This is a genomic window from Demequina litorisediminis (genome assembly GCF_030161615.1).
Classification (GTDB): Bacteria; Actinomycetota; Actinomycetes; order Actinomycetales; family Demequinaceae; genus Demequina; species Demequina litorisediminis.
This window is the reverse complement of sequence record NZ_BSUN01000001.1, coordinates 850,170-869,613: the sequence shown is the minus strand read 5'-3', so window position 1 is coordinate 869,613 and position 19,444 is coordinate 850,170. Positions and strand designations below refer to the sequence as shown.

Here is a 19,444-nt window from a genome sequence, read left to right as displayed (position 1 = left end):
TCACGGCGGGGCGGGCTCTTGTCGCGGTGGCCGGCTACATGCGGGCGTAGCGCGCGCGGACCATGGAGTACAGCCCGTAGGCGGCGAAGCCGAGGCCCACGGCGACGACGATGACCGGGCCGCCTGGCAGGTCGAGCAGGCTCTCGATGGCCCCGTCGAGGCCCTTGGCCTTGTCGGCATCGGTCGTGAGAGCCGCGAAACCGAAGAGGACACCGACGGCGCCCAGTGCGATGCCCTTGGCGATGTAGCCGGTGGTGCCGGTCGCCGTGACCACGGTCGACAGTTCCGCTCCGCCGGTGGCGCGCAGATCGTCGAGGAAGCGATGCGAGGCGCCCTTCCACACGTGGAAGACTGCCGTCGCGAGGATCCCGAGCGCGACGGCGCCCACGATGACGGGCCCGCCGGGCAGATCCAGGAGCATGGCGGTCAGGCCCTTGGCCTGCCCGCCGCTACTCGAGCCGCCGCCCAGCGCCACCGAGACGGCGACACCCGCGAGGGCGACGTAGACCACGGCCTTGCCAGCGGCCTTGGCGCGGTCGGAGGCCTGTTGGCCGCGACGTGTGGCATCGGCCGCCTGCCAGGCGCCCAGTGCCACGAAACCCGCGACGGCCACCCACAGCAGGGCGGTGCCGCCCGGGGCATCCCCCACGGTGGTCAGGGCCTGCGATTGGTCCGCGTCCCCGCCCGAGAAGGGGAGCCGGATGATGAGGAACGCGAGGACCAGATGGAGCGCTCCGGAGACCGCGTAGCCTGCCCTCGCCATCGTCTCCCAGGCTCGCGAGGAGGAGCGGCCCGGTCCCGTCAGTGGGCCCATCGACTCGTGGATCGTCATGACCTCTCAACCGTCGCGGCACCGCCGAGCATTCCCCGGTGGGCACGCGTACGCCACTCGGGGTAGACTGTTCGGGTTCCACGGCGAGGTTGGGTCCTGACGGACACCGACGTGATCGACGCGGCGGTGTGATGTTGACGCCTGCCTTGCCTGGCTCCACCACCGAATTTCAAGGAGACACCATGTCTGACAAGGCTCGTTCTCGACGCCGGAACCCGCACCGACTTCGGCAAGGGCCACGCCCGCCGCGCCCGTGCCGCCGGCCAGGTCCCCGCGGTCCTCTACGGCCACGGCACCGACCCCGTGCACCTGGTCCTCCCGGGCCACGCCACCATGATGGCGCTGAAGAACCCCAACGCCCTCCTCACGCTGCAGTTCGACGGCAAGGAAGAGCTCGCCGTCGCCAAGGACGTGCAGCGCCACCCCATCAAGCCCGTCATCCTCCACGTGGACCTGCTCCTCGTGAAGAAGGGCGAGAAGATCGTCGTGGACGTGCCCGTGCACATCGAGGGCGAGTCCGCTCCCGGCACCATCCACTTCCAGGAGGCGTCGACCCTCCAGGTGCTCGCCGAGGCGACCCACCTCCCCGAGTCCTTCGTGGTCTCGATCGACGGCCTCGAGGAGGGCGCGAAGGTTCTCGCGTCCGACGTGAAGGCGCCCAAGGGTGTTGAGGCTCGCGGGTGACGCCGACCAGCAGGTCGCCTCCATCGCGGCTCCGCAGGTCCAGGACGAGGGTGCCGACGAGGCCCCCGCCGCCGAGGCCGCCGCGGAGACCACCGAGGCCTAAGCCTCACCGTCGTGACTCGAGGCGCCCGTCACCCCTGGTGGCGGGCGCCTCGTGCGTCGCGGCACACTTTCCACCATGAGGAGACATCGTTGAGCGCGCTCGTGATCGGCCTGGGCAACCCCGGCGAGGAGTACGCAGGAACCCGCCACAACATCGGCCAGATGGTGGTCGAGGCGCTCGCGGCACGCGGCGGCGCCGCGCTCTCGGTCCACAAGAAGACCAGGACGCGTGCGGCGACGGTGCGGCTCGCGGGCGATGCCGTGGTGGTCGCCGTACCGATGTCCTACATGAACGTCTCCGGCGGCCCCGTGTCCTCGCTCGCCAAATACCAGTCCGTCGCGCCCGAAGACGTGATCGTGGTCCATGACGAGGCTCGACATTCCGTTCGGCGAGGTCCGCCTCAAGCGAGGCGGAGGCTCCGGCGGACACAACGGCCTCAAGGACATCACGAAGGCGCTGGGCACCCCCGACTACATTCGGGTGCGGGTCGGCATCGGACGTCCCCCGGGCCGCATGGATGCGGCCACCTTCGTCCTCAAGCCGTTCTCCACGCCAGAGCGCAAGGAGCTCGACCTGCTCATTTCCGATGGCGCCGACGCCGTCGAGTCCGTCATCGAGCACGGGCTCGAGGCCACCCAGCAGAAGTTCCACTCTCCGCGCTAGGTCGCGTGGCCGCTGCGGGGTTCATCGCAGGGCATGTCGTAGGGCACTCCGCCCGAGCCGCGTGACGGCGAGGGAATGGACACCACCCCCATACGCGTCACTACTATCGGAAGTGCCGTAGGTTGCGGACAGCCTCACCGTTCGCGTCGCCTGCACGCTACCCGTCAGTAGTCCCGTGAATACGAGGGAGGAAGCGTGACCACGACCGAGACTGCCTGGGCCATTCCCCAGGTCAACGACCGCCGCTTCGGCGCCGCCTTGTTCGACCTTGATGGGGTCCTCACCCCGACCGCCGAGGTCCACATGGCAGCCTGGAAGCGCATGTTCACCGACTACTTCACGGCCCACGCCGTGACTCCCGCGTACACGGACGACGACTACTTCGCGTACGTCGATGGCAAGCCGCGCTACGACGGCGTGCGGGCGTGCCTCGCCTCCCGAGGCATCACGTTGCCCGAAGGCGACCCGACGGATGCTGGCGGCACCGCTACCGTCTGCGGGCTCGGCAACGCCAAGAACGACATGTTCGCGAGTGTGCTGCGCGAGGACGGCATCGCGCCGTATCCGGGCTCCGTCGCGCTGATCGACCACCTGAACGCCGTGGGCGTCCCGATGGCCGTCGTCTCGAGCTCCCGCAACGCGCCCGAAGTCCTTGCCGCCGCGGGCCTCGACCACCACTTCGACGTGGTGGTCGACGGCGCCGTCGCCGCACGCGACAAGATTCCCGGTAAGCCGGCGCCCGACACGTATCAGCGGGCCGCCGAGTTGCTGGGAGTGGCACAGGCCGATGCGGTGGTGGTCGAGGATGCGATCTCCGGCGTGCAGGCCGGCGCCGCAGGCGACTTTGGGCTCGTCGTGGGAGTCGACAGGGGAGCGGGCGCCGACGCCCTCACCAGCCACGGAGCCGACGTGGTGGTGGCCGATCTCGCGGAGCCTGGTCGCGTGAGGGCCGCCGAGCGTCCCACTGGGGACACGACGTCACCCTCGTACCTCGACCGGCTGCGTTTCCCCGCGGATCCGTGGCGCCTGGTCGAGACCGAGTTCTCGAAGGTCGACCTGGGCGTCACGGAGACGCTCTTCGCGGTCGGCAACGGCTATCTCGGCCTGCGCGGCAACGTCGAGGACGGCCACGACGCCCACGCCCACGGCACCTTCGTGAACGGCTTCCACGAGACCTGGGACATCCTGCATGCCGAGGAGGCCTACGGCTTCGCGCGCACGGGGCAGACCATCGTCAACGTGCCCGATCCGAAGATCATCCGGCTGTACGTCAACGACGAGCCCCTGCTGCTGTCCATCGCCGACCTCATCGAGTACTCCAGGGTGCTCGATATGCGCGACGGCGTTCTCACCCGCGAACTGCTGTGGCGCACCCCGTCGGGCAACCGGGTGCGGATCCGGTCGCGCCGCATGGTGTCCTTCGCGCAGCGCCACCTGGCGGTCATGTCGTTTGAGGTGACGTTGCTCGACGAGGAGGCGCCCATCGCGATCTCCTCACAACTGCTCAACCGTGCCGCGGGCATCGACGAGTACAAGGCGAACCCGGCCCCCACGAGCGGCATCGCTGACCCCCGCAAGGCCTCCAAGGCTGGACAAGCGCGTGCTCGAGCCGCGCCTTCACGACGGCGACGACCGCCGCGCGGTGCTGGGCTACCAGGCCGAGAATTCGCGGATGACGCTCGCCGTGGCCATGGAGCACTCCGTGGAGTTCGACGGCGACTTCGAGACGGTGTGCGAAGCCGAGGAGGACTACGCCAAGCACGTCTTCCGCGCCCGGCCCCAGCCGGGCCAGACGTTCACCCTGACCAAGGTGGTGAGTATCACACGTCGCGGGTGGTGCCCGCGCGCGAGCTCGCCGACCGCTGTCACCGCACCCTCGACCGCGTCGCCTCCGAGGGCATCGAGAAGCAGTACGAGGACCAGCGTGCCTGGCTCGACGGCTTCTGGGAGCGCTCCGATGTGGTGATCGAGGACCGTGACGAGATCCAGCAGGCCGTGCGGTGGAACCTGTTCCAGTTGGCGCAGTCGGCGGCGCGCGGCGATGGCCTCGGCGTGCCGGCCAAGGGCCTCACGGGCTCGGGCTACGGCGGCCACTACTTCTGGGACTCCGAGGTCTACGTGATGCCGTTCTTCACGTACACGTCGCCCATCATCGCCCGCAACGCCCTGCGCTATCGGTATCAGATGCTCCCTGCCGCGCGCAGGCGTGCTGCCGAGGCTCGCCCAGCACGGCGCGCTGTACCCGTGGCGCACCATCAATGGCGAGGAGGCATCGGCCTACTACGCGGCGGGGACCGCGCAGTATCACATCGATGCGGACATCTCCTTTGCCGTCGACAAGTACGTGCGCGCCACGGGGGATGACGAGTTTCTGTCCCGCAACGGCATCGACATCCTGGTCGAGACGGCACGCATGTGGGCCGACCTCGGCTTCTGGCGCAAGGTCGAGGGCAAGGGCGAGTCCTTCCGCATCCACGGTGTGACGGGGCCCGACGAGTACACCACCGTGGTCAACGACAACCTGTACACGAACGTGATGGCGCGCTTCAACCTGCGCGTGGCCGTCGCGAGCCTGCACAAGGCTCCGCGACCGATGGCCCGAGCAGTACGAGAAGGTGGTCGCGCGCCTGGCCATCGACCCGGCCGAGGTCGACGAGTGGGAGCGCGCCGCCGACGGCATGGCGATCCTGTGGGACGAACAGCCTGGGAATTCACCCGCAGGACGCGCTCTTCAACGAGCGTGAGGTGTGGGACCTCGAGAACACGCCCGCCGACAAGCGGCCGCTGTTGCTGCACTTCCACCCGCTAGTGATCTACCGCTTCCAGGTGCTCAAGCAGGCCGATGTGGTGCTGGCGCTCTTCCTTCAGGGCGAGCACTTCACGCCCGAGCAGAAGCGCAAGGACTTCGAGTACTACGACCCGATTACCACCGGTGACTCCACCCTGTCGGGGGTGGTGCAGTCCATCATTGCCGCCGAGGTGGGTTACCACGAGCTCGCGCTGAGGTACTTCTGGGACGGCCTCTACGTGGACCTCGCCGACCTTCACGACAATGCGGCCGATGGTGTCCACACCGCCTCCACTGGCGGCGTCTGGTCGGCGCTGGTCTATGGCTTTGGCGGGTTCCGTGACCACGGCGACGTGCTCACGTTCGACCCGCGCCTTCCCGAGGACTGGCCGTCGCTGACGTATCGGATCACGCAGCGCGGCACGCGCGTGCGCGTGACGGTGCGTGCTTCTTCGATCGCCTTCGCAATCGAGGAAGGGCCGGGGCTCACGGTGGATGTGCGTGGCGAGCGTCATTCGTTGACGCAGGCTCCAGGAGCCTCGAGGTCCCGCTGGCGCATCAGGGCGACCGGATCCCCGGCGCGCCCGACGCGCAGGCGTTCCACGGCACCGTCAGGGCGGACGGCACGGTCATCACGCCGTCGCTGCCCACGTCTGTGACCGAGGACGTCGACGAGCCCCCACGGAGACGCAGCAACTCCACATCCCGCAGTCGTGACGCCGCGCGGGGCAAACGTCCCGGTCGGCGGGCATCGGCGGTTTCTAGTGTCAACGTAGTTCTTCTTCCTTTCACACTGGAGCCTCGATGGCCGTCGCCGCGTTCGACCACCTGTTGTCGCCGATGACCCTCGGGTCTCTCACGCTGCCCAACAGGGTGGTGATGGTGCCTATGGGCACGGAGATGGGCGACGACTCCGGTCACCTCACTCCCCGCGAGATCGCGTACTACGCGGAGCGTGCCGAGGGCGCGGGCCTGGTGTTCACAGGGATTAACGCGGTGACCGGCGACTTCGAGGACATCGGCCCTGGCATCGGCCGCGTGGACACCGACGCCGCCATCCCGGGACTGCGCGCACTCGCCGACGCCTTCCATGCGCGCGGCGGCCGAGTGGGCGTGCAACTCAGCGCGGGCCTCGGCCGCAATATCGCCGCGCTCGACACAGCCCGCGCACCCATCTCCGCGTCCGACAACTCGCACTGGTGGGACTCCACCGTGATCTGCCGGCCGCTGGAGCGCACCGAGATCGCGGTCATCGTGACCCGCTTCAGGGAAGCCGCGGCGCGGTGTGCCGAGGCGGGCATCGACGCCATCGACATTCACGGGCACACCGGCAACCTCATCGACCAGTTCCTCTCCCGCGTGTGGAACCGCCGCGCCGACGAGTACGGCGGCTCGGTCGAGAACCGCTGCCGGTTCGCGGCCCAGATCGTCGCCGCCGTCAAGGAGGGGGCTCCCGGTCTCCCGGTGAGTTTCCGCCTGTCGGTGGATCACCGCTTCGCGGGAGGACGCTCGCCCGTGGAGTCCATCGAGATCGCGCTCAAACTCGAAGATGCGGGCGTGGACCTCCTCATGGTGGACGAGGGCTCCTACGAGGCCATGGACTTCCTGTATCCGCCGTACTACCGCGGCGACAACTGCATCATCTCCTCCGTGGCGATGTTCACTCGTGCGCTCTCCATCCCGGTGCTGGGCTGCGGAAGCCTGACGCCCGAGCGTGCCGAGACCGCGATCGCCGCCGGCGAGATGACTGCCGCGGGCATCGGCCGTGCTCTCATCGCCGACCCGCAGTGGGCGGCCAGGCTCGCGCAGGGCAGGCGTGAAGACATTCGTCCGTGCCTGCGCTGCAACGAGAAGTGCGTGGGTTACGTCTCGGTGGGAAAGCCGCTCGGCTGCGCCGTCAACGCGGCCACGGGCTTCGAGGCGGAGCGCCCCATGCGCCCGAGCGATACCCCGCAGCGCGTCGTGGTGATCGGAGGTGGGCCTGCGGGTCTCGAGGCCGCGCGCGTGGCGGCGCTGCGCGGGCACCGGGTCGACCTCTACGAGCGCGACGACAGGCTGGGTGGCCTGGCCTGGTCCAGCGCCACCGCGGCCTTCAAGAAGGACCTGCGCGTGATGGTGCAGTGGTGGGAGAGGCAACTCACGGCGCTCGGCGTTCGGGTGCACCTCGGCGTGGAGATCGCACGCGGCTCCGCGGTGCTGGACGACGCGGACGCGATCATCGTCGCCACCGGGGCAAGGGCCGCGGTGCCAGACGTGGAGGGCCTCGAGGGCGAGAACGTCGTCGACGTGGTGGACGCGCACCTGGGAGCGCACATGGGTCGTCGGCTGGTCGTCGGCGGAGGCGGGTTGTCGGGGGCAGAGTTCGCGCTTGAGGCTGCCCGCGTGGGCTACGACGTGACGGTGGTGGAGGCGGGCCCGGCCATCGCCGCCGACCAGTTGATGGTCAACCGCTATGCGCTGGTGCGCGACCTCGCCGCCGCGGGTGTGACCGTGCTGACGGGGCATCGGGTCACGATGATTGACGCCCACGGTGTGGTGGTTGATGGGCCCGATGGCGAAGACCGGGTCGACGCCGACACGGTGGTCGCGGCATTCGGGCTGCGACAGGACCCGGCGCTCGCGGACGTCCTGCCTGGCGGACGCGTCATCGCCGTGGGCGACTGCGTCGAGCCCGGCAAAGTGGGCGATGCCGTGCGAGCGGGCTTCGAGGCCGCGTGCTCGCTCTAGCAGGGGGCCGATGCGGCGCAGTGGCCTAGCACCGAAAGCGCCAAGGCGGAGGGCAAACGTCCCGGTATGACGGTAAATGTCGGTTCTACGTTGGGTCTAACAACGAATTCGATTTCCTTGAGTGCCGTGGCCACCGCGACCTTTGACCATGTCCTTTCGCCCATTGCCCTGGGCAACCTGACGCTGCCGAACAGGGTGGTGATGGTGCCGATGGGCACCGAGATGGGCGACCACGACGGCCACCTGACGGACCGCGAGATCGCCTACTACGCCGAGCGTGCGCAGGGCGCGGGCCTGGTCTGTACCGGTATCAACGCGGTCACCGATGACTACGAGGTCATCAACGCCGGACTCGGTCGGATTGACACCGACGCGGCAACCCCGGGTCTGCGCCGCCTCGCCGAGGCCTTTCACGCTCGCGGCGGAAAGGTGTCCGTGCAGGCTCACCGCGGGGCTCGGCCGCAACATCAACGTGGTCGACCCCGACAACGCGCCGATCTCCGCGTCCGACAACGGCCACTACGCGGATCCGAGCGTGATCTGCCGACCACTCGAGCGCGACGAGATTGTGGTCATCGTGCAGCGCTTCAAGGAGGCCGCGGCGCGGTGTGCAGAGGCGGGCATCGACGCCATCGATATCCACGGCCACACCGGCTACCTCATCGACCAGTTCCTCTCCCCGCTGTGGAACCGCCGCACCGACGAGTACGGCGGCTCGGTGGAGAACCGTTGCCGGTTCGCGACCGAGATCATCGCAGCGGTAAAGGAGGGCGCCCCCGGCCTTCCCGTGAGCTTCCGACTCTCGGTCGACCACCGATTCGAGGGCGGTCGCACACCCGCCGAGTCCCTGGAGATCGCCAAGGTCCTCGAGGCGGCCGGGCTCGACATGCTGATGGTGGACGAGGGCTCCTACGAGGCCATGGACTACGTCTTCCCGCCCTACTACTTGGGCGACAACTGCATGATGGACTCGGTCCGCGACTTCACCGAGGCGCTCAGCATCCCTGTCCTTGGTTGCGGCAACCTCACGCCCGAGCGTGCGGAATCCGCGATCGCCAGCGGCGAGATGGCCTTCGCAGGCATCGGCCGTGCCCTCATTGCCGATCCTCAGTGGGCCGCCAAGGCTCGCAGCGGGCGAGCGCGACAGCATTCGCCCCTGCATCCGCTGCAACCAGGCTGTGCGTGGGCAACGCGTTTGTGGGCCAGCCACTCGGCTGCGCGGTGAACCCCACTGTCGGCTTCGAGGCGGAGCGCGTCCTGATCCCCAGCGACGTCGAACAGCGCGTCGTGATCATCGGCGGCGGACCCGCGGGCCTCGAGGCCGCGCGCGTGGCGGCTCTGCGCGGACACCGCGTCGACCTCTACGAGCGCGAGGATCGCCTCGGCGGCGTGCTGTGGCCCGCCGCGACACCGGAGTTCAAGAAGGAACTGCGTTCGATGATCTTCTGGTGGGAGCGCCAGGCGGCAGACCTCCCCGTGACCGTGCACCTCGGCACCGAGATCACCGAGCATTCTCCCGAGCTCGAAGGCGCTGACACAGTCATCGTGGCAGTCGGCTCGACCCCCGTGATGCCTCCCATCCCTGGGCTCGAGGGCGACAACGTCGTCGAGGTCGTCGACGCGCACCTCGGTGCGGACCTCGGCCAGCGCATCGTGGTGTGTGGTGGCGGCCTGTCCGGCGCCGACTTCGCACTCGAGGCGGCGCTCGACGGCCATGACGTCACCATCGTCGAGATGGCCGATGCGGTGGCGGGCGACCTGCTCATGATCAACCGGATCACGCTCCTGCGCGATCTCGAAGCGGCGGGAGTGACCCTGCTGTCCGGCCACCGCGTCACGACCGTGGACGCTCAGGGCGTCGTCGTTGACGGCCCCGACGGCGAGTCGCGCGTCGATGCCGACACCGTGGTGTCCGCGTTCGGTGTGCGCCCCGCCACTGGCCTCGCCGCGGCGCTGTCGGGCTACAGAGTGGTCGCGATTGGCGACTGCGTTCAGCCCGCCAAGGTGGGCGACGCGATCAACGCGGGCTTCGAAGCGGCCTTCTCGCTTTAACCGGCTGCCGATGCGGTGGGTGACCACCGCATCGGCCCGCTGTGGTCCCGCGCGGTGGATGGTGTCTCATCCTGGCCCTGAGGCGAGCCGAATGGATCCATGTGACGGGTTTAGCGGTGGGTGACGCGCGCCAGGAACTCCTGGGTCTCGGGCTCCTGGGGGGCGTCGAAAATCTGCTCGGGCGGGCCCTCCTCGACGATGCGCCCGCCGTGCATGAACACCACCCGGTCAGCGACGTCGCGCGCGAACGCCATCTCGTGCGTCGCCATGAGGATCGTGGAGCCCGATGCCTTAAGGTCGCGGACCAGATCGAGCACCTCACCCACCAGCATGGGGTCCAGCGCCGACGTGATCTCGTCGAGCAGCAACAGGCTCTGGATCGGTCAGGATGGCGCGCGCGATGGCGACGCGCTGCTGCTGTCCTCCCGAGAGCCGGTCGGGATAGGCATCGACCTTGTCTCCGAGCCCGAACCGCTCGAGGAGGGCCACGCCCTTGGCGCGTGCCTGCGCGGCATTCTGACCGTGCACCTTGCGTGCGGCGAGGGTCACGTTGTCGATGACCTTCATGTGCGGGAACAGGTTGAACTGTTGGAACACCACGCCGATGCGTGCGCGCACCGCGTCCGCGTCGACGCGGGGGTCCGAGATGTCGTCGCCCGAGAGGACCAGGCGGCCGTCGTCGATGCGCTCGATGAGGTTGATGGTGCGCAGCAGGGTGGACTTGCCGGAGCCAGAGGCGCCGATGAGGACCACGACCTCATGCTGGGTCAGCGTGAGGTCGACGCCCCGCAGCACGGTGTTGTCTCCGAACGCCTTCCAGACGTTGGTGGCTTCGAGGACGTTCACACCGTGCCTCCGATCTGTTCGCGCACGTTCATGCGTCCCGCGACGTAGTCGGTGAGGCGCGTGAGCGGCACCGAGATGGCGACGAAGAGCAACGCGGCCACCACATAGGGGGTCATGTTGTATGTCTGGGCGACGTCGATCTGGGCCGCACGGATCGCGTCGACGGCGCCGAGAACCGAGATGAGGCCCACGTCCTTCTGCATCGACACGAAGTCGTTCATGAGGGCGGGGATGACCTTGCGCACGCCCTGGGGGATGACGACCAGGCGCAGGGTCTTGCCGTGGCTCAGGCCCAGCGACCGTGCGGCGATGCGCTGCGACGGATGGACGGCCTCCATGCCCGCGCGCAGCACCTCGGCGACATACGCGGAGTAGCACAGCGCGATCGCGATGGTTCCGAGCAGGGCGGCATCGAGGCGCCCAAAGATGCCCAGCGCGGGGACGCCGAAGCCGATGAGGTACAGCACGATGAGGACGGGCACGCCGCGGAAGAGGTCCACGTAGATGGTGGCGAGCGCGCGCAGCGGGAAGAACACCGGCCCGCGCAGCGACCGCAGCACCGCCAGCAGTGTGCCGAAGACGGCCACCATGATGGCGGCAAAGAACAGCGCCTTGAGGTTGACCCAGAGTCCCTCAAGGATTCCGGCGAAGTTGTCGCGACCGATCTCCCAGTTGAAGAAGGTCTGCTTGACGGCGTCCCAGCCGGGGGTGTTGACGACGACGAGCGACAGCACCACCACGAAGGCGATGGTCGAGCTCACGGCGATGAGGACGGAGCGCCACGAGGCGCGCTCGCGGTAGCGGCGGCGGTCGAGCCGGCTCGCTCACCTGGTGCGCGGCGGCGCTGTCCGGGATGGAACCCGGCGCGGTGGCCCGGGGCGCTCCGTCTCTCATGCCTGGTACTTCCTTAGTTCAGGACGGGAACGTCGACCGCCTCGGAGAGCCACTCGGTCTCGAGGGCCTCCAGCGTGCCGTCGCCGGCGAGGGTGTCGACGGCTGCCGTCACGGCCTCGGTGTTGGCCGAGTCCTTGGGCAGGACGAACGCGAACTCGTCGCCGCCCTCCGAACCGGCGAACTGGCCGACGATCACGCCGTTCTCGACCTCGACGGCGGCCGAGTAGAAGGCGCCAGGAAGGTCGGTGACGAAGGCGTCGATCTGGCCGGCGTTCAGCGCGGCGACCACGTCGGCGACCGAGTTGAAGACCTGGACGTTGTCCTCGCCGAGCGCCTCGACGGCGACGTCGTACGAGGTGGTGCCCACGGTCACGCCCACGGCGGCACCGGCAAGGTCGGCAACGGAGGTCGCGTCGGCGGCCACGCCACCCTCGACGGCCACGACGGCCTGCGAGGTCGTGTAGTACGGCGAGGAGAAGTCGACGGCGTTCTTGCGCTCTTCGGTCACGGAGAACTGCTGGATGTTGAGGTCCCAGTCCTTCGCGCCGGGCGCGATCGCGGAGTCAAACGTGGTGCGAACCCAGGTGACGTCCTCGGGGCTGTAGCCGAGCCTCGGCGGCGACGGCGTAGGCCACCGCGGCCTCGAAGCCCTCACCGGTGGTGGGGTCGTCGCCGATGACCCAGGGCTCGTAGGCGGGCTCGCCGGTGGCGATGGTGAGGACACCATCGGTCACGGTCTCGAGCGTGCCGGCGGCGTCAGCAGAGGCGGTGGGGGCGGCCGATGCGGTCGCCGAGTCCGAAGGTGTCGCGGACGTCTCGCCCTCGGACGTCGAGGAGCAGCCGGCCAGCGCGAGGGCGGACACGGCGATGGCCGTGGTGGCGACCCGGCCAAGAATGCGTGCAGTCATGTTCTCTCCAACAGGGAAATGCAATGGTGGAGCGGGGTCGACGCTGACGGCTCCCGTACGGGCCGCAGTCTACTTGCCGCCTGCGAGGGACCAATCCGCAAAGTCGAAACCTGGCGAGACGAGGCACGACACCAAGCACTCGTCGTTGCCGTCGAGCGCTGCCGCCTGCCACGTTCCTGCGGGCACCAGGACGTGCGGCACCTGGCCGGCGGCCAGGTCGCGGCCCAAGACCTGGGTGACGACGGCATCGGCCGGCTGTTCGCCGTTGCCGCCAAGCGACAGCGTGAGCGTGCCGGGGCCGTGCCACAGCCAGACCTCATCGCTGGTGACGACGTGCCATGCCGAGCTTTCGCCGGGGGTGAGGAGGTAGTGGATGCAGGTGGCCGCCGGGCGGACGCCTCCCGGGGTCTCGACTGGCGTGGTGCCGGTCCAGATGCGACGGAACCAGCCGCCCTCGGGATGCGCGGCGAGGTCGAGGGCCGCTGCGGTGGCGGGGCGGGCGTCGGCGGTCATGCGGCGGCTCCGGTCTGCTCGGTGAAGCGGGCCGACGTGTGGCGCGCGCGGCCGCCCATGATGGTGGCGGCGGCGTGGCCGTCGCCCGCCTCGGCCAGCGTGGTCAGCGTCTCGGTGATGGTAGTGACGGGTACGTCGAAGAATGCGAGGTCGGCGCGGGCACCGACGGCGAGGTAGCCCGTGCGGTGCGGGCCCTCGTCGATGCCCATCGCGTGCGCGCCGCCGAGCGTGGCGGCGGTCAGCAGCCGCTCGGCAAGGTCGTCTCCCGAGTAGCCCTGGACCCTGGCGATCCGCATGAGTTCCTTGACCTCGCCCATGAGGTCCAGGCTGGGTGAGGAGGACAGCGAGTCGGTGCCGACCGCGATGGGGGAGCCCTCGCGCAGGTAGGCGGCGACCGGCGGGTTGTCCAGGCCGATGATGTGGTTGGAGCGGGGGCACAGAGCGACGGTGGTGCCGCGGGCGCGCAGGATGGCGCGGTCGCGCTCGGACATGTAGACGCCGTGGGCGACGTGGCAGTCGGGGCCAAGGACGCCGAGGTGGTCGACGTAGTCGGTCGCGGAGGTGCCGAAGCCGGCCTGACGGAGGCTCGACAAAGCCGCCGAGCCCCTGGGTCTGCCACGGCTCGCGGGCCTCGTGGGCGAACTCGCGCTCGATGCCGGACTCGCCCAGGTGGATGTGGATGCGGCGGCCGCGCTCGCGGACGATGTCCGGAATCTCCAGCAGCGGTTGAATCTCCAGGGAGTACGGCGCGTGGGGGCTGAGGCCGGTGCCGGGACGGTCGGGGAGGAGTCGAGCGCCGCCTCGACCTCGGCGCGGCCGTGCGCGGACCAGTCCGCGTTGGTCCAGTCCATGACCTCCCAGTACGCGATGCCGCTGAGTCCGGCATCGTGCAGGGCGTGGGCGGCCTCGGGGTCGGTGACGATGTCCGCGGCGGCCGTGGTGCCGGTGGCGACCAGCATCGCGGCGCCCGCGGCGGCATCGGCGCCCCAGTCGTGGCCCCGCTGGTATACGGGGTTGAAGCCGGTGATCCAGTCCTCGAAGCCCTGGTACGTGCGGTGGGCCACCTCGGCCATGCCCGTGTACTGGAGGTGCGTGTGGGCGTTGACGAGACCGGGCGTCAAGACGCCGTCCCAGTGCACGTGGTGGACGGGCACTCCCCGCTCTGCCAGCGAACGCTCCACCCAGGCACGCTCGCCCACGTGCAGGATCTTCTCGCCTCGCACGGCGATGGCGCCGTCGAGGATGGGCGGCGCCGTCACCGGCAGCACGAGTGCCGCCGAATACAGGGTGACGGGGAAGGACGTCATGCGATCTCCTCGCGGTAACGGGGGCTGCGCCAGTCGGCCGCGCCTGCGGAGGCGTGGGACGAGGCGGGTTCAAGGGCGGCGCCGCGGGTGCGTGCCGCCGTGGCGGCGACGTGGGCAATGGCCGCGGAGGACACGGCGGTGAGGCCGATGCCGGGACGGGTGGTCACAACCTCGGCCACCGCGGCCAGCCTGGGTGGCGAAGGACAGGTCCATGATCTCGATGGGGTTGCCCTCGGCGGCCGTCACGTTGATGCAGCCGCCGCGGTCAAGGATGAGGGTGCCGTCCTCGTCGCGGTCCACCTGGGGCACGACCGGGACGAGTGCGCCGTTCCACGCGATCTCGCCAGGGGTGCCGCCTGCGACGGCAACCGCCTTCGCGAGCCGGGAAAGGTGCGGGGTGACGGTGCCGGGCCATCCGGTCGCAGACACCACGAGGGCGCCGACGGCTCCGTCCTCGACCCGCACCACGTCGTAGCCATCGTGGGTGGCGAGCAGGGCGCGTACCGGGTCGATCTCGCTGACGGAGACCGTGACGCCGAGCGCGCGTAGGTGTGCCGCGACGCCCTCGCCCACCGGGCCGTAGCCGATGACGTGCGCGGGCTGGTCGCGCACGCTCACTCCGGCGGCGTCCAGCAGGTCCGCGATGGCGAGCACGCAGGCTCTGGCCCGTGCCGTAGCGGTTGTCGAAGCCGGTCTTGGTGATCGCGTCGTTGACGGCGACCACGCCGGTGCGCAGGAGCCCGGCGGCGTGCATGTGACGCAGGGGAGCAAGGCCGGAGGTGGTCTCCTCGGTGGCGCCCATCCAGCGGGCGACCTGGTCGGGGCGGGCCTCGTGTGCGAGCCGGGTGACATGCGAGCCGTCGTCGACGAGGACGTCGAAGCCGCGGTCGAGGAACGCCAGCGCCGCCTTGCGCTCGGCCGCGGGCGTGGTGAGCGTGGAGTCCGCATCGACGGGCACGCCGCGGTCTCGCAGCGCCTGGGCCACGGCCTCATCGGTCTCGTCGGGGTGTGCGTAGACGGCGACGGTCGCGCCGGCATTTTTCAGCAGGAGCGCGAGGTTCGCGGTCTTCGGTTCAAGTGTCATTGAGACGCCGATGCGAAGGCCGCGCAGCGTCTCGGCCGCCGCCAGGCTCCCCGGCGATCGCGGTGGACACCGGCATGTGGGCGGCCGCGAAGTCGAGCCGTCCCGCCGCGTCGCCGCGGCCCGTCAGGGCGCGGCCACCCAGGGTGATCTCACCGGTGGTGACGTCGATGCCGACCTGGGCGGAGGCATCGGCCGCGTGTGCGCCCTCCGCGAGGACGAGCGCGCCCATGCCTCGCAGCATGGTGGCCAGGGCCTCGGCAACGGGCTCGCCGCCCGTCACGGTGAAGGGGCGTCCGGCGATGAGGAGATTGGTGTCACGGGCGAAGCGGCGCAGCAGCCGCTCCGCCTCGCCGCGCGCATCGGTCATGGGGACAAGTCTAGGTTCCGCTCGCCGGACGATTCCCAAGGTGCGATGTGACGCCTGGGGCGGGGGTGACGGACATGCGGCCGATGCCGGTCTCACCCGTCACTTCTGTCTCCCCATACCTTGGGAGTCGGTGGGGGTCCTTAGGATGGCTATGCCGGAGATTCCGGTCCATTGGCATGCCTGGAGACTTGTGAACCAGCCGCTCGAGCCCCTGCTCGCCTCCCTGACTCCTCGCGCGCTCGCGGACGGCGCGCACCTCACCGCGGCATCGGCCGCCGCTCCCGCGTTGGTGGCGAACGCCGAGCTCGACGGCCCGCTCCTGGTGGTGACTGCCACGGGCGGAGACGCCGACACGTTCGCCGCCACGCTCGGTGGCTACCGCGACCCGGCCCGCATTGCCGTCCTGCCCGCCTGGGAGACGCTGCCGCACGAGCGCCTGAGCCCCCGCTCCGACACCGTGGCGCGCCGCCTCGCGACGCTGCGCCGGATCGTCCACCCCGGCATCGTGGAAACCGAGGCGGGCATCCCGCCCGTGGAGGTGGTGGTCGCGCCCATCCGCGCGCTGCTGCAGCCCATCGTGGCGGGCCTGCCGGATCTCGAACCCGTCCACCTCAAGGTGGGGGACGAGCGCGACCTCACCGACCTTGCCGACGCCCTCGGCGCCGCGGCGTACACCCGTGTCGACATGGTGGAGAAGCGTGGCGAGTTCGCCGTGCGCGGCGGGATCGTTGACGTGTTCGCGCCCACCGACCCTCACCCCGTGCGCATCGAGTTCTTTGGCGACGAGGTGGACTCGATCCGCTCGTTCTCGGTCGCGGACCAGCGCTCGCTGGCGGACGTGGAGCGCCTGTGGGCGCCGCCGTGCCGCGAACTGCTGCTGACCGACGACGTCCGCGCGCGTGCCGCCCAGGCTCGTGAACGACGTCCCCGCCGCCTCGGAGATGCTCGCCAAGATCGCCGATGGGCACGCGGTCGAGGGCATGGAGTCGCTCATCCCGCTCCTCGTCACGCGCCTCACCTCGGTGCCCGCGATCCTGCCGCGCGGCACGCGCATGCTGCTCATCGAGCCCGAGCGCCTCGCCCGCCGCGCCGAGGACCTCACCCGCACCGCCGACGAGTTCCTCGCCGCCGCATGGGTCAGCGCCGCAGCAGGCGCGGACAGCCCCCTCGAACCCACCGAGGGCTCATTCCTCACCCTCGAACAACTGCGCGAGGCCGCCGACGGCCGCGGCGTCCACTGGGTCAGCCTTGGCCCCTTCGGTGCGGCCGATGCCGTGGTCACCGGGATCACCGACCTCGAGGATCACCGCGGACGCCTCCGCGAGGCCATCGGCCTCCTGCGGTCCCGGATGGCCGAGGGCTGGACGGTGGTGGTGACCGCAGCGTCAACCGGTAGCGCGCATCGGCTCGCCGAGCAGGCTCACCGAGGCCGGGGTGACGGCCCGAGTGCAGCCCACCTACGAGCGCGTCGAGGGCATCCTGTCCGTGGTGCCCCAGATCACCGGCGTCGGCTTCGCGAGCGCCGATGACCGCGTCCTCGTGATGCACGAATCCGACCTCACCGGGCGCGCGGCCGTCGCCGCGGGACCCAAGGTCAAGGTTCCCGCGCGGCGTCGCAACGCGGTGGACCCGCTGCAGGCTGCGCGCGGGTGACTTCGTGGTCCACGAGGCGCACGGCGTCGGCCGCTTCGTCGAACTCACCAAGCGCACCGTGCGCGGCATCGAGCGCGAATACCTGGTGATCGAGTACGCGCCGTCCAAGCGCGGCGGCCCCGCCGACCGCCTCTCCGTCCCCAGCGACCAGGCTGGATCAGGTCACCAAGTACGTCGGTGGCGAGGCGCCAAGCGTCAACAAGATGGGCGGCTCGGACTGGGCCAAGACCAAGTCGCGCGCCAAGAAGGCGGTCAAGGAGATTGCCGCCGAGCCTGATCCGCCTGTACAGCGCCCGCATGGCGACCACCGGCCGTGAGTTCTCTCCCGACACCCCGTGGCAGCGCGAACTCGAGGAGTCCTTCCCGTTCGTCGAGACGCCCGACCAGGCTCACCACCATCGATGACGTGAAGGCCGACATGGAGCGCTCCGTGCCCATGGACCGCCTCATCTGCGGCGACGTGGGCTTCGGCAAGACCGAGGTGGCGGTGCGCGCGGCGTTCAAGGCGGTGCAGGACGGCACCCAGGTGGCGCTGCTGTGCCCCACCACCCTGCTGGTCAAGCAGCACGTCGACACGTTCACCGAGCGCTTCGCGCAGTTCCCCGTCAAGGTTGCGGCGCTGTCCCGCTTCCAGACCGACAAGGAAGCCAGAGAGGTCATCGAGGGCCTGAGTGACGGGTCGATCGACGTGGTCATCGGCACCCACCGGCTCATCACCGGCTCCGTGCGCTTCAAGCAGGCTGGGCCTCGTCATCGTTGACGAGGAGCAGCGCTTTGGCGTGGAACACAAGGAGACGCTCAAGGCGATGCGCACCGACGTGGACGTGCTTGCCATGTCCGCGACCCCTATCCCGCGCACGCTCGAGATGGCCGTGACCGGCATTCGCGAGATGTCGACGCTGGCCACGCCGCCGGAGGAGCGTCATCCGATCCTCACGTACGTGGGTCCCCACGAAAACCCGCAGGTGGCCGCCGCCATCCGCCGCGAACTCATGCGCGACGGTCAGGTGTTCTACATCCACAACTCGGTGAAGACCATCACGTCGGCCGCGCGACGGCTCAGCGAGCTGGTTCCGGAGGCCCGCATCGCCGTGGCGCATGGCCAGATGAGCGAGAAGCAGGCTCGAACAGGTCATCGTCGACTACTACGAGAAGCGCTACGACGTCCTGGTGTGCACGACCATCGTCGAGACGGGACTCGACATCTCCAACGCCAACACCCTCATCGTCGAGAAGGCCAACACGTTCGGCCTCAGCCAGGCTTCACCAGCTGCGCGGCCGCGTGGGGCGTGGACGCGAGCGTGCCTACGCCTACTTCCTGTACCCCGCGGACCGCACCCTGACCGAGACGGCGCACGACCGTCTCCAGACCATCGCCGCCAACACCGACCTCGGCGCGGGCATGGCGGTGGCCATGAAGGACCTCGAGATCCGTGGCGCGGGCAACCTGCTCGGCGCGGAGCAGTCCGGACACATCGAGGGCGTCGGCTTCGACCTCTACATCCGCATGGTGGGCGAGGCGGTCGCCGACTTCCGCGGCGAGGGCGGCCAGGAACGCCCCGCGATGACCATTGATCTGCCCATCGACGCCCACATCCCCGAGGCGTACATCGAGCACGAGCGCCTGCGCCTCGAGGCGTATCGCAAGATGGCCGATGCCGCCGACGGCGAGGCGCTCGACGCCGTCGCCGAGGAACTCCAGGACCGCTACGGCAACCTTCCGGAGCCGGTGGAGAACCTGCTGGCGGTGGCACGCCTGCGGTGCGAACTGCGCGGCACGGGCATCACGGACGTGGTCGCGCAGGGCAAATTGGTGCGCTTCAGCCCCGTCGAACTCCCCGACTCGGCCGCGCTGCGGGTCAACCGCCTCTACCCAGGCACCCTGATCAAGCCGGCCGTGCGCCAGATCCTGGTGCCAGCGCCCCTGACCCAGCGCATCGGCGGCAAACCCGTCGAGGGTCTGCCCGTGCTCGATTGGGTGCGCGAGGTCGTCAAGGCGACCGCGGTCGCGCCGTTAGGATGA

13 protein-coding genes and 7 pseudogenes are annotated in these 19,444 nt (G+C 69.7%); 10 read left to right on the top strand and 10 right to left on the bottom strand.

Features of this window, described 5'->3' with window-relative positions:
• Window positions 1-34 precede the first annotated feature (34 nt).
• On the bottom strand, window positions 35-832 hold the full coding sequence (locus QQK48_RS05315; RefSeq protein WP_284327720.1) for a DUF1206 domain-containing protein: 798 nt from the start codon (window positions 830-832) through the stop codon (window positions 35-37).
• Window positions 833-973: 141 nt separating this feature from the next.
• On the opposite strand from QQK48_RS05315, the gene QQK48_RS05310 reads away from it, so the two are divergent.
• The 9 genes and pseudogenes from QQK48_RS05310 to QQK48_RS05275 all read left to right on the top strand — a co-directional run bounded on the left by QQK48_RS05310 (window position 974) and on the right by QQK48_RS05275 (window position 9,849).
• The gene (locus tag QQK48_RS05310; protein ID WP_348523761.1) at window positions 974-1,516 is read left to right on the top strand and encodes a 50S ribosomal protein L25/general stress protein Ctc; all 543 of its coding nucleotides are present in this window, start codon (window positions 974-976) and stop codon (window positions 1,514-1,516) included.
• Complete coding sequence (locus QQK48_RS19280) at window positions 1,497-1,619, top strand: hypothetical protein (RefSeq protein ID WP_348523479.1); 123 nt, start codon at window positions 1,497-1,499, stop codon at window positions 1,617-1,619. Before QQK48_RS05310 ends, QQK48_RS19280 begins: the two co-directional genes overlap by 20 nt.
• Before the next feature lie 89 nt (window positions 1,620-1,708).
• Window positions 1,709-2,282: pseudogene (pth, locus tag QQK48_RS05305) on the top strand (aminoacyl-tRNA hydrolase).
• A gap of 195 nt (window positions 2,283-2,477) precedes the next feature.
• Window positions 2,478-3,119, top strand: a pseudogene (locus tag QQK48_RS21300) (HAD family hydrolase); the annotation flags it as partial.
• Window positions 3,120-3,224: 105 nt separating this feature from the next.
• A pseudogene (locus QQK48_RS21295) lies at window positions 3,225-5,914 on the top strand (glycoside hydrolase family 65 protein).
• Complete coding sequence (locus QQK48_RS05290) at window positions 5,875-7,797, top strand: oxidoreductase (RefSeq protein WP_284327719.1); 1,923 nt, start codon at window positions 5,875-5,877, stop codon at window positions 7,795-7,797. The pseudogene QQK48_RS21295 and the gene QQK48_RS05290 overlap by 40 nt, the downstream one beginning before the upstream one ends.
• A 66-nt stretch (window positions 7,798-7,863) precedes the next feature.
• A pseudogene (locus QQK48_RS19250) lies at window positions 7,864-8,229 on the top strand (oxidoreductase); the annotation flags it as partial.
• Window positions 8,123-9,022: an oxidoreductase gene (locus tag QQK48_RS05280; protein ID WP_284329313.1), complete on the top strand. Its 900-nt coding sequence runs from the start codon at window positions 8,123-8,125 to the stop codon at window positions 9,020-9,022. The pseudogene QQK48_RS19250 and the gene QQK48_RS05280, both read left to right, overlap by 107 nt.
• Window positions 9,019-9,849: an FAD-dependent oxidoreductase gene (locus tag QQK48_RS05275; RefSeq protein ID WP_284329312.1), complete on the top strand. Its 831-nt coding sequence runs from the start codon at window positions 9,019-9,021 to the stop codon at window positions 9,847-9,849. The genes QQK48_RS05280 and QQK48_RS05275 overlap by 4 nt, the downstream gene beginning before the upstream one ends.
• A 110-nt stretch (window positions 9,850-9,959) precedes the next feature.
• Here QQK48_RS05275 and QQK48_RS05270 read toward each other — a convergent pair.
• The 9 genes and pseudogenes from QQK48_RS05270 to QQK48_RS05235 all read right to left on the bottom strand — a co-directional run bounded on the left by QQK48_RS05270 (window position 9,960) and on the right by QQK48_RS05235 (window position 15,768).
• Window positions 9,960-10,695 (bottom strand): annotated as a pseudogene (locus QQK48_RS05270) (amino acid ABC transporter ATP-binding protein).
• Complete coding sequence (locus QQK48_RS05265) at window positions 10,692-11,456, bottom strand: amino acid ABC transporter permease (protein WP_284327718.1); 765 nt, start codon at window positions 11,454-11,456, stop codon at window positions 10,692-10,694. Before QQK48_RS05265 ends, QQK48_RS05270 begins: the two are co-directional and overlap by 4 nt.
• Window positions 11,457-11,602: 146 nt before the next feature.
• Entirely contained in the window at window positions 11,603-12,244 is a 642-nt protein-coding gene (locus QQK48_RS05260; protein WP_348523477.1) for an ABC transporter substrate-binding protein, read from the bottom strand.
• Window positions 12,153-12,497, bottom strand: a complete 345-nt coding sequence (locus QQK48_RS19245; RefSeq protein WP_348523476.1) for a hypothetical protein — start codon at window positions 12,495-12,497, stop codon at window positions 12,153-12,155. Before QQK48_RS19245 ends, QQK48_RS05260 begins: the two co-directional genes overlap by 92 nt.
• 69 nt (window positions 12,498-12,566) lie before the next feature.
• Complete coding sequence (locus tag QQK48_RS05255) at window positions 12,567-13,010, bottom strand: cupin domain-containing protein (protein ID WP_284327717.1); 444 nt, start codon at window positions 13,008-13,010, stop codon at window positions 12,567-12,569.
• Window positions 13,007-14,317 (bottom strand): amidohydrolase family protein, encoded by a 1,311-nt coding sequence (locus tag QQK48_RS05250; RefSeq protein WP_284327716.1) that lies wholly within the window; start codon window positions 14,315-14,317, stop codon window positions 13,007-13,009. Before QQK48_RS05250 ends, QQK48_RS05255 begins: the two co-directional genes overlap by 4 nt.
• Window positions 14,318-14,386: 69 nt before the next feature.
• A complete protein-coding gene (locus QQK48_RS05245; protein WP_431308293.1) occupies window positions 14,387-14,890 on the bottom strand; it encodes a hypothetical protein in 504 nt (167 codons plus the stop codon).
• Window positions 14,862-15,119, bottom strand: a pseudogene (locus QQK48_RS21290) (adenosylhomocysteinase); the annotation flags it as partial. The gene QQK48_RS05245 and the pseudogene QQK48_RS21290, both read right to left, overlap by 29 nt.
• A 271-nt stretch (window positions 15,120-15,390) precedes the next feature.
• A complete protein-coding gene (locus tag QQK48_RS05235; RefSeq protein ID WP_284327712.1) occupies window positions 15,391-15,768 on the bottom strand; it encodes a hypothetical protein in 378 nt (125 codons plus the stop codon).
• Between the two features lie 151 nt (window positions 15,769-15,919).
• On the opposite strand from QQK48_RS05235, the pseudogene mfd reads away from it, so the two are divergent.
• Window positions 15,920-19,444 (top strand): annotated as a pseudogene (gene mfd / locus QQK48_RS05230) (transcription-repair coupling factor).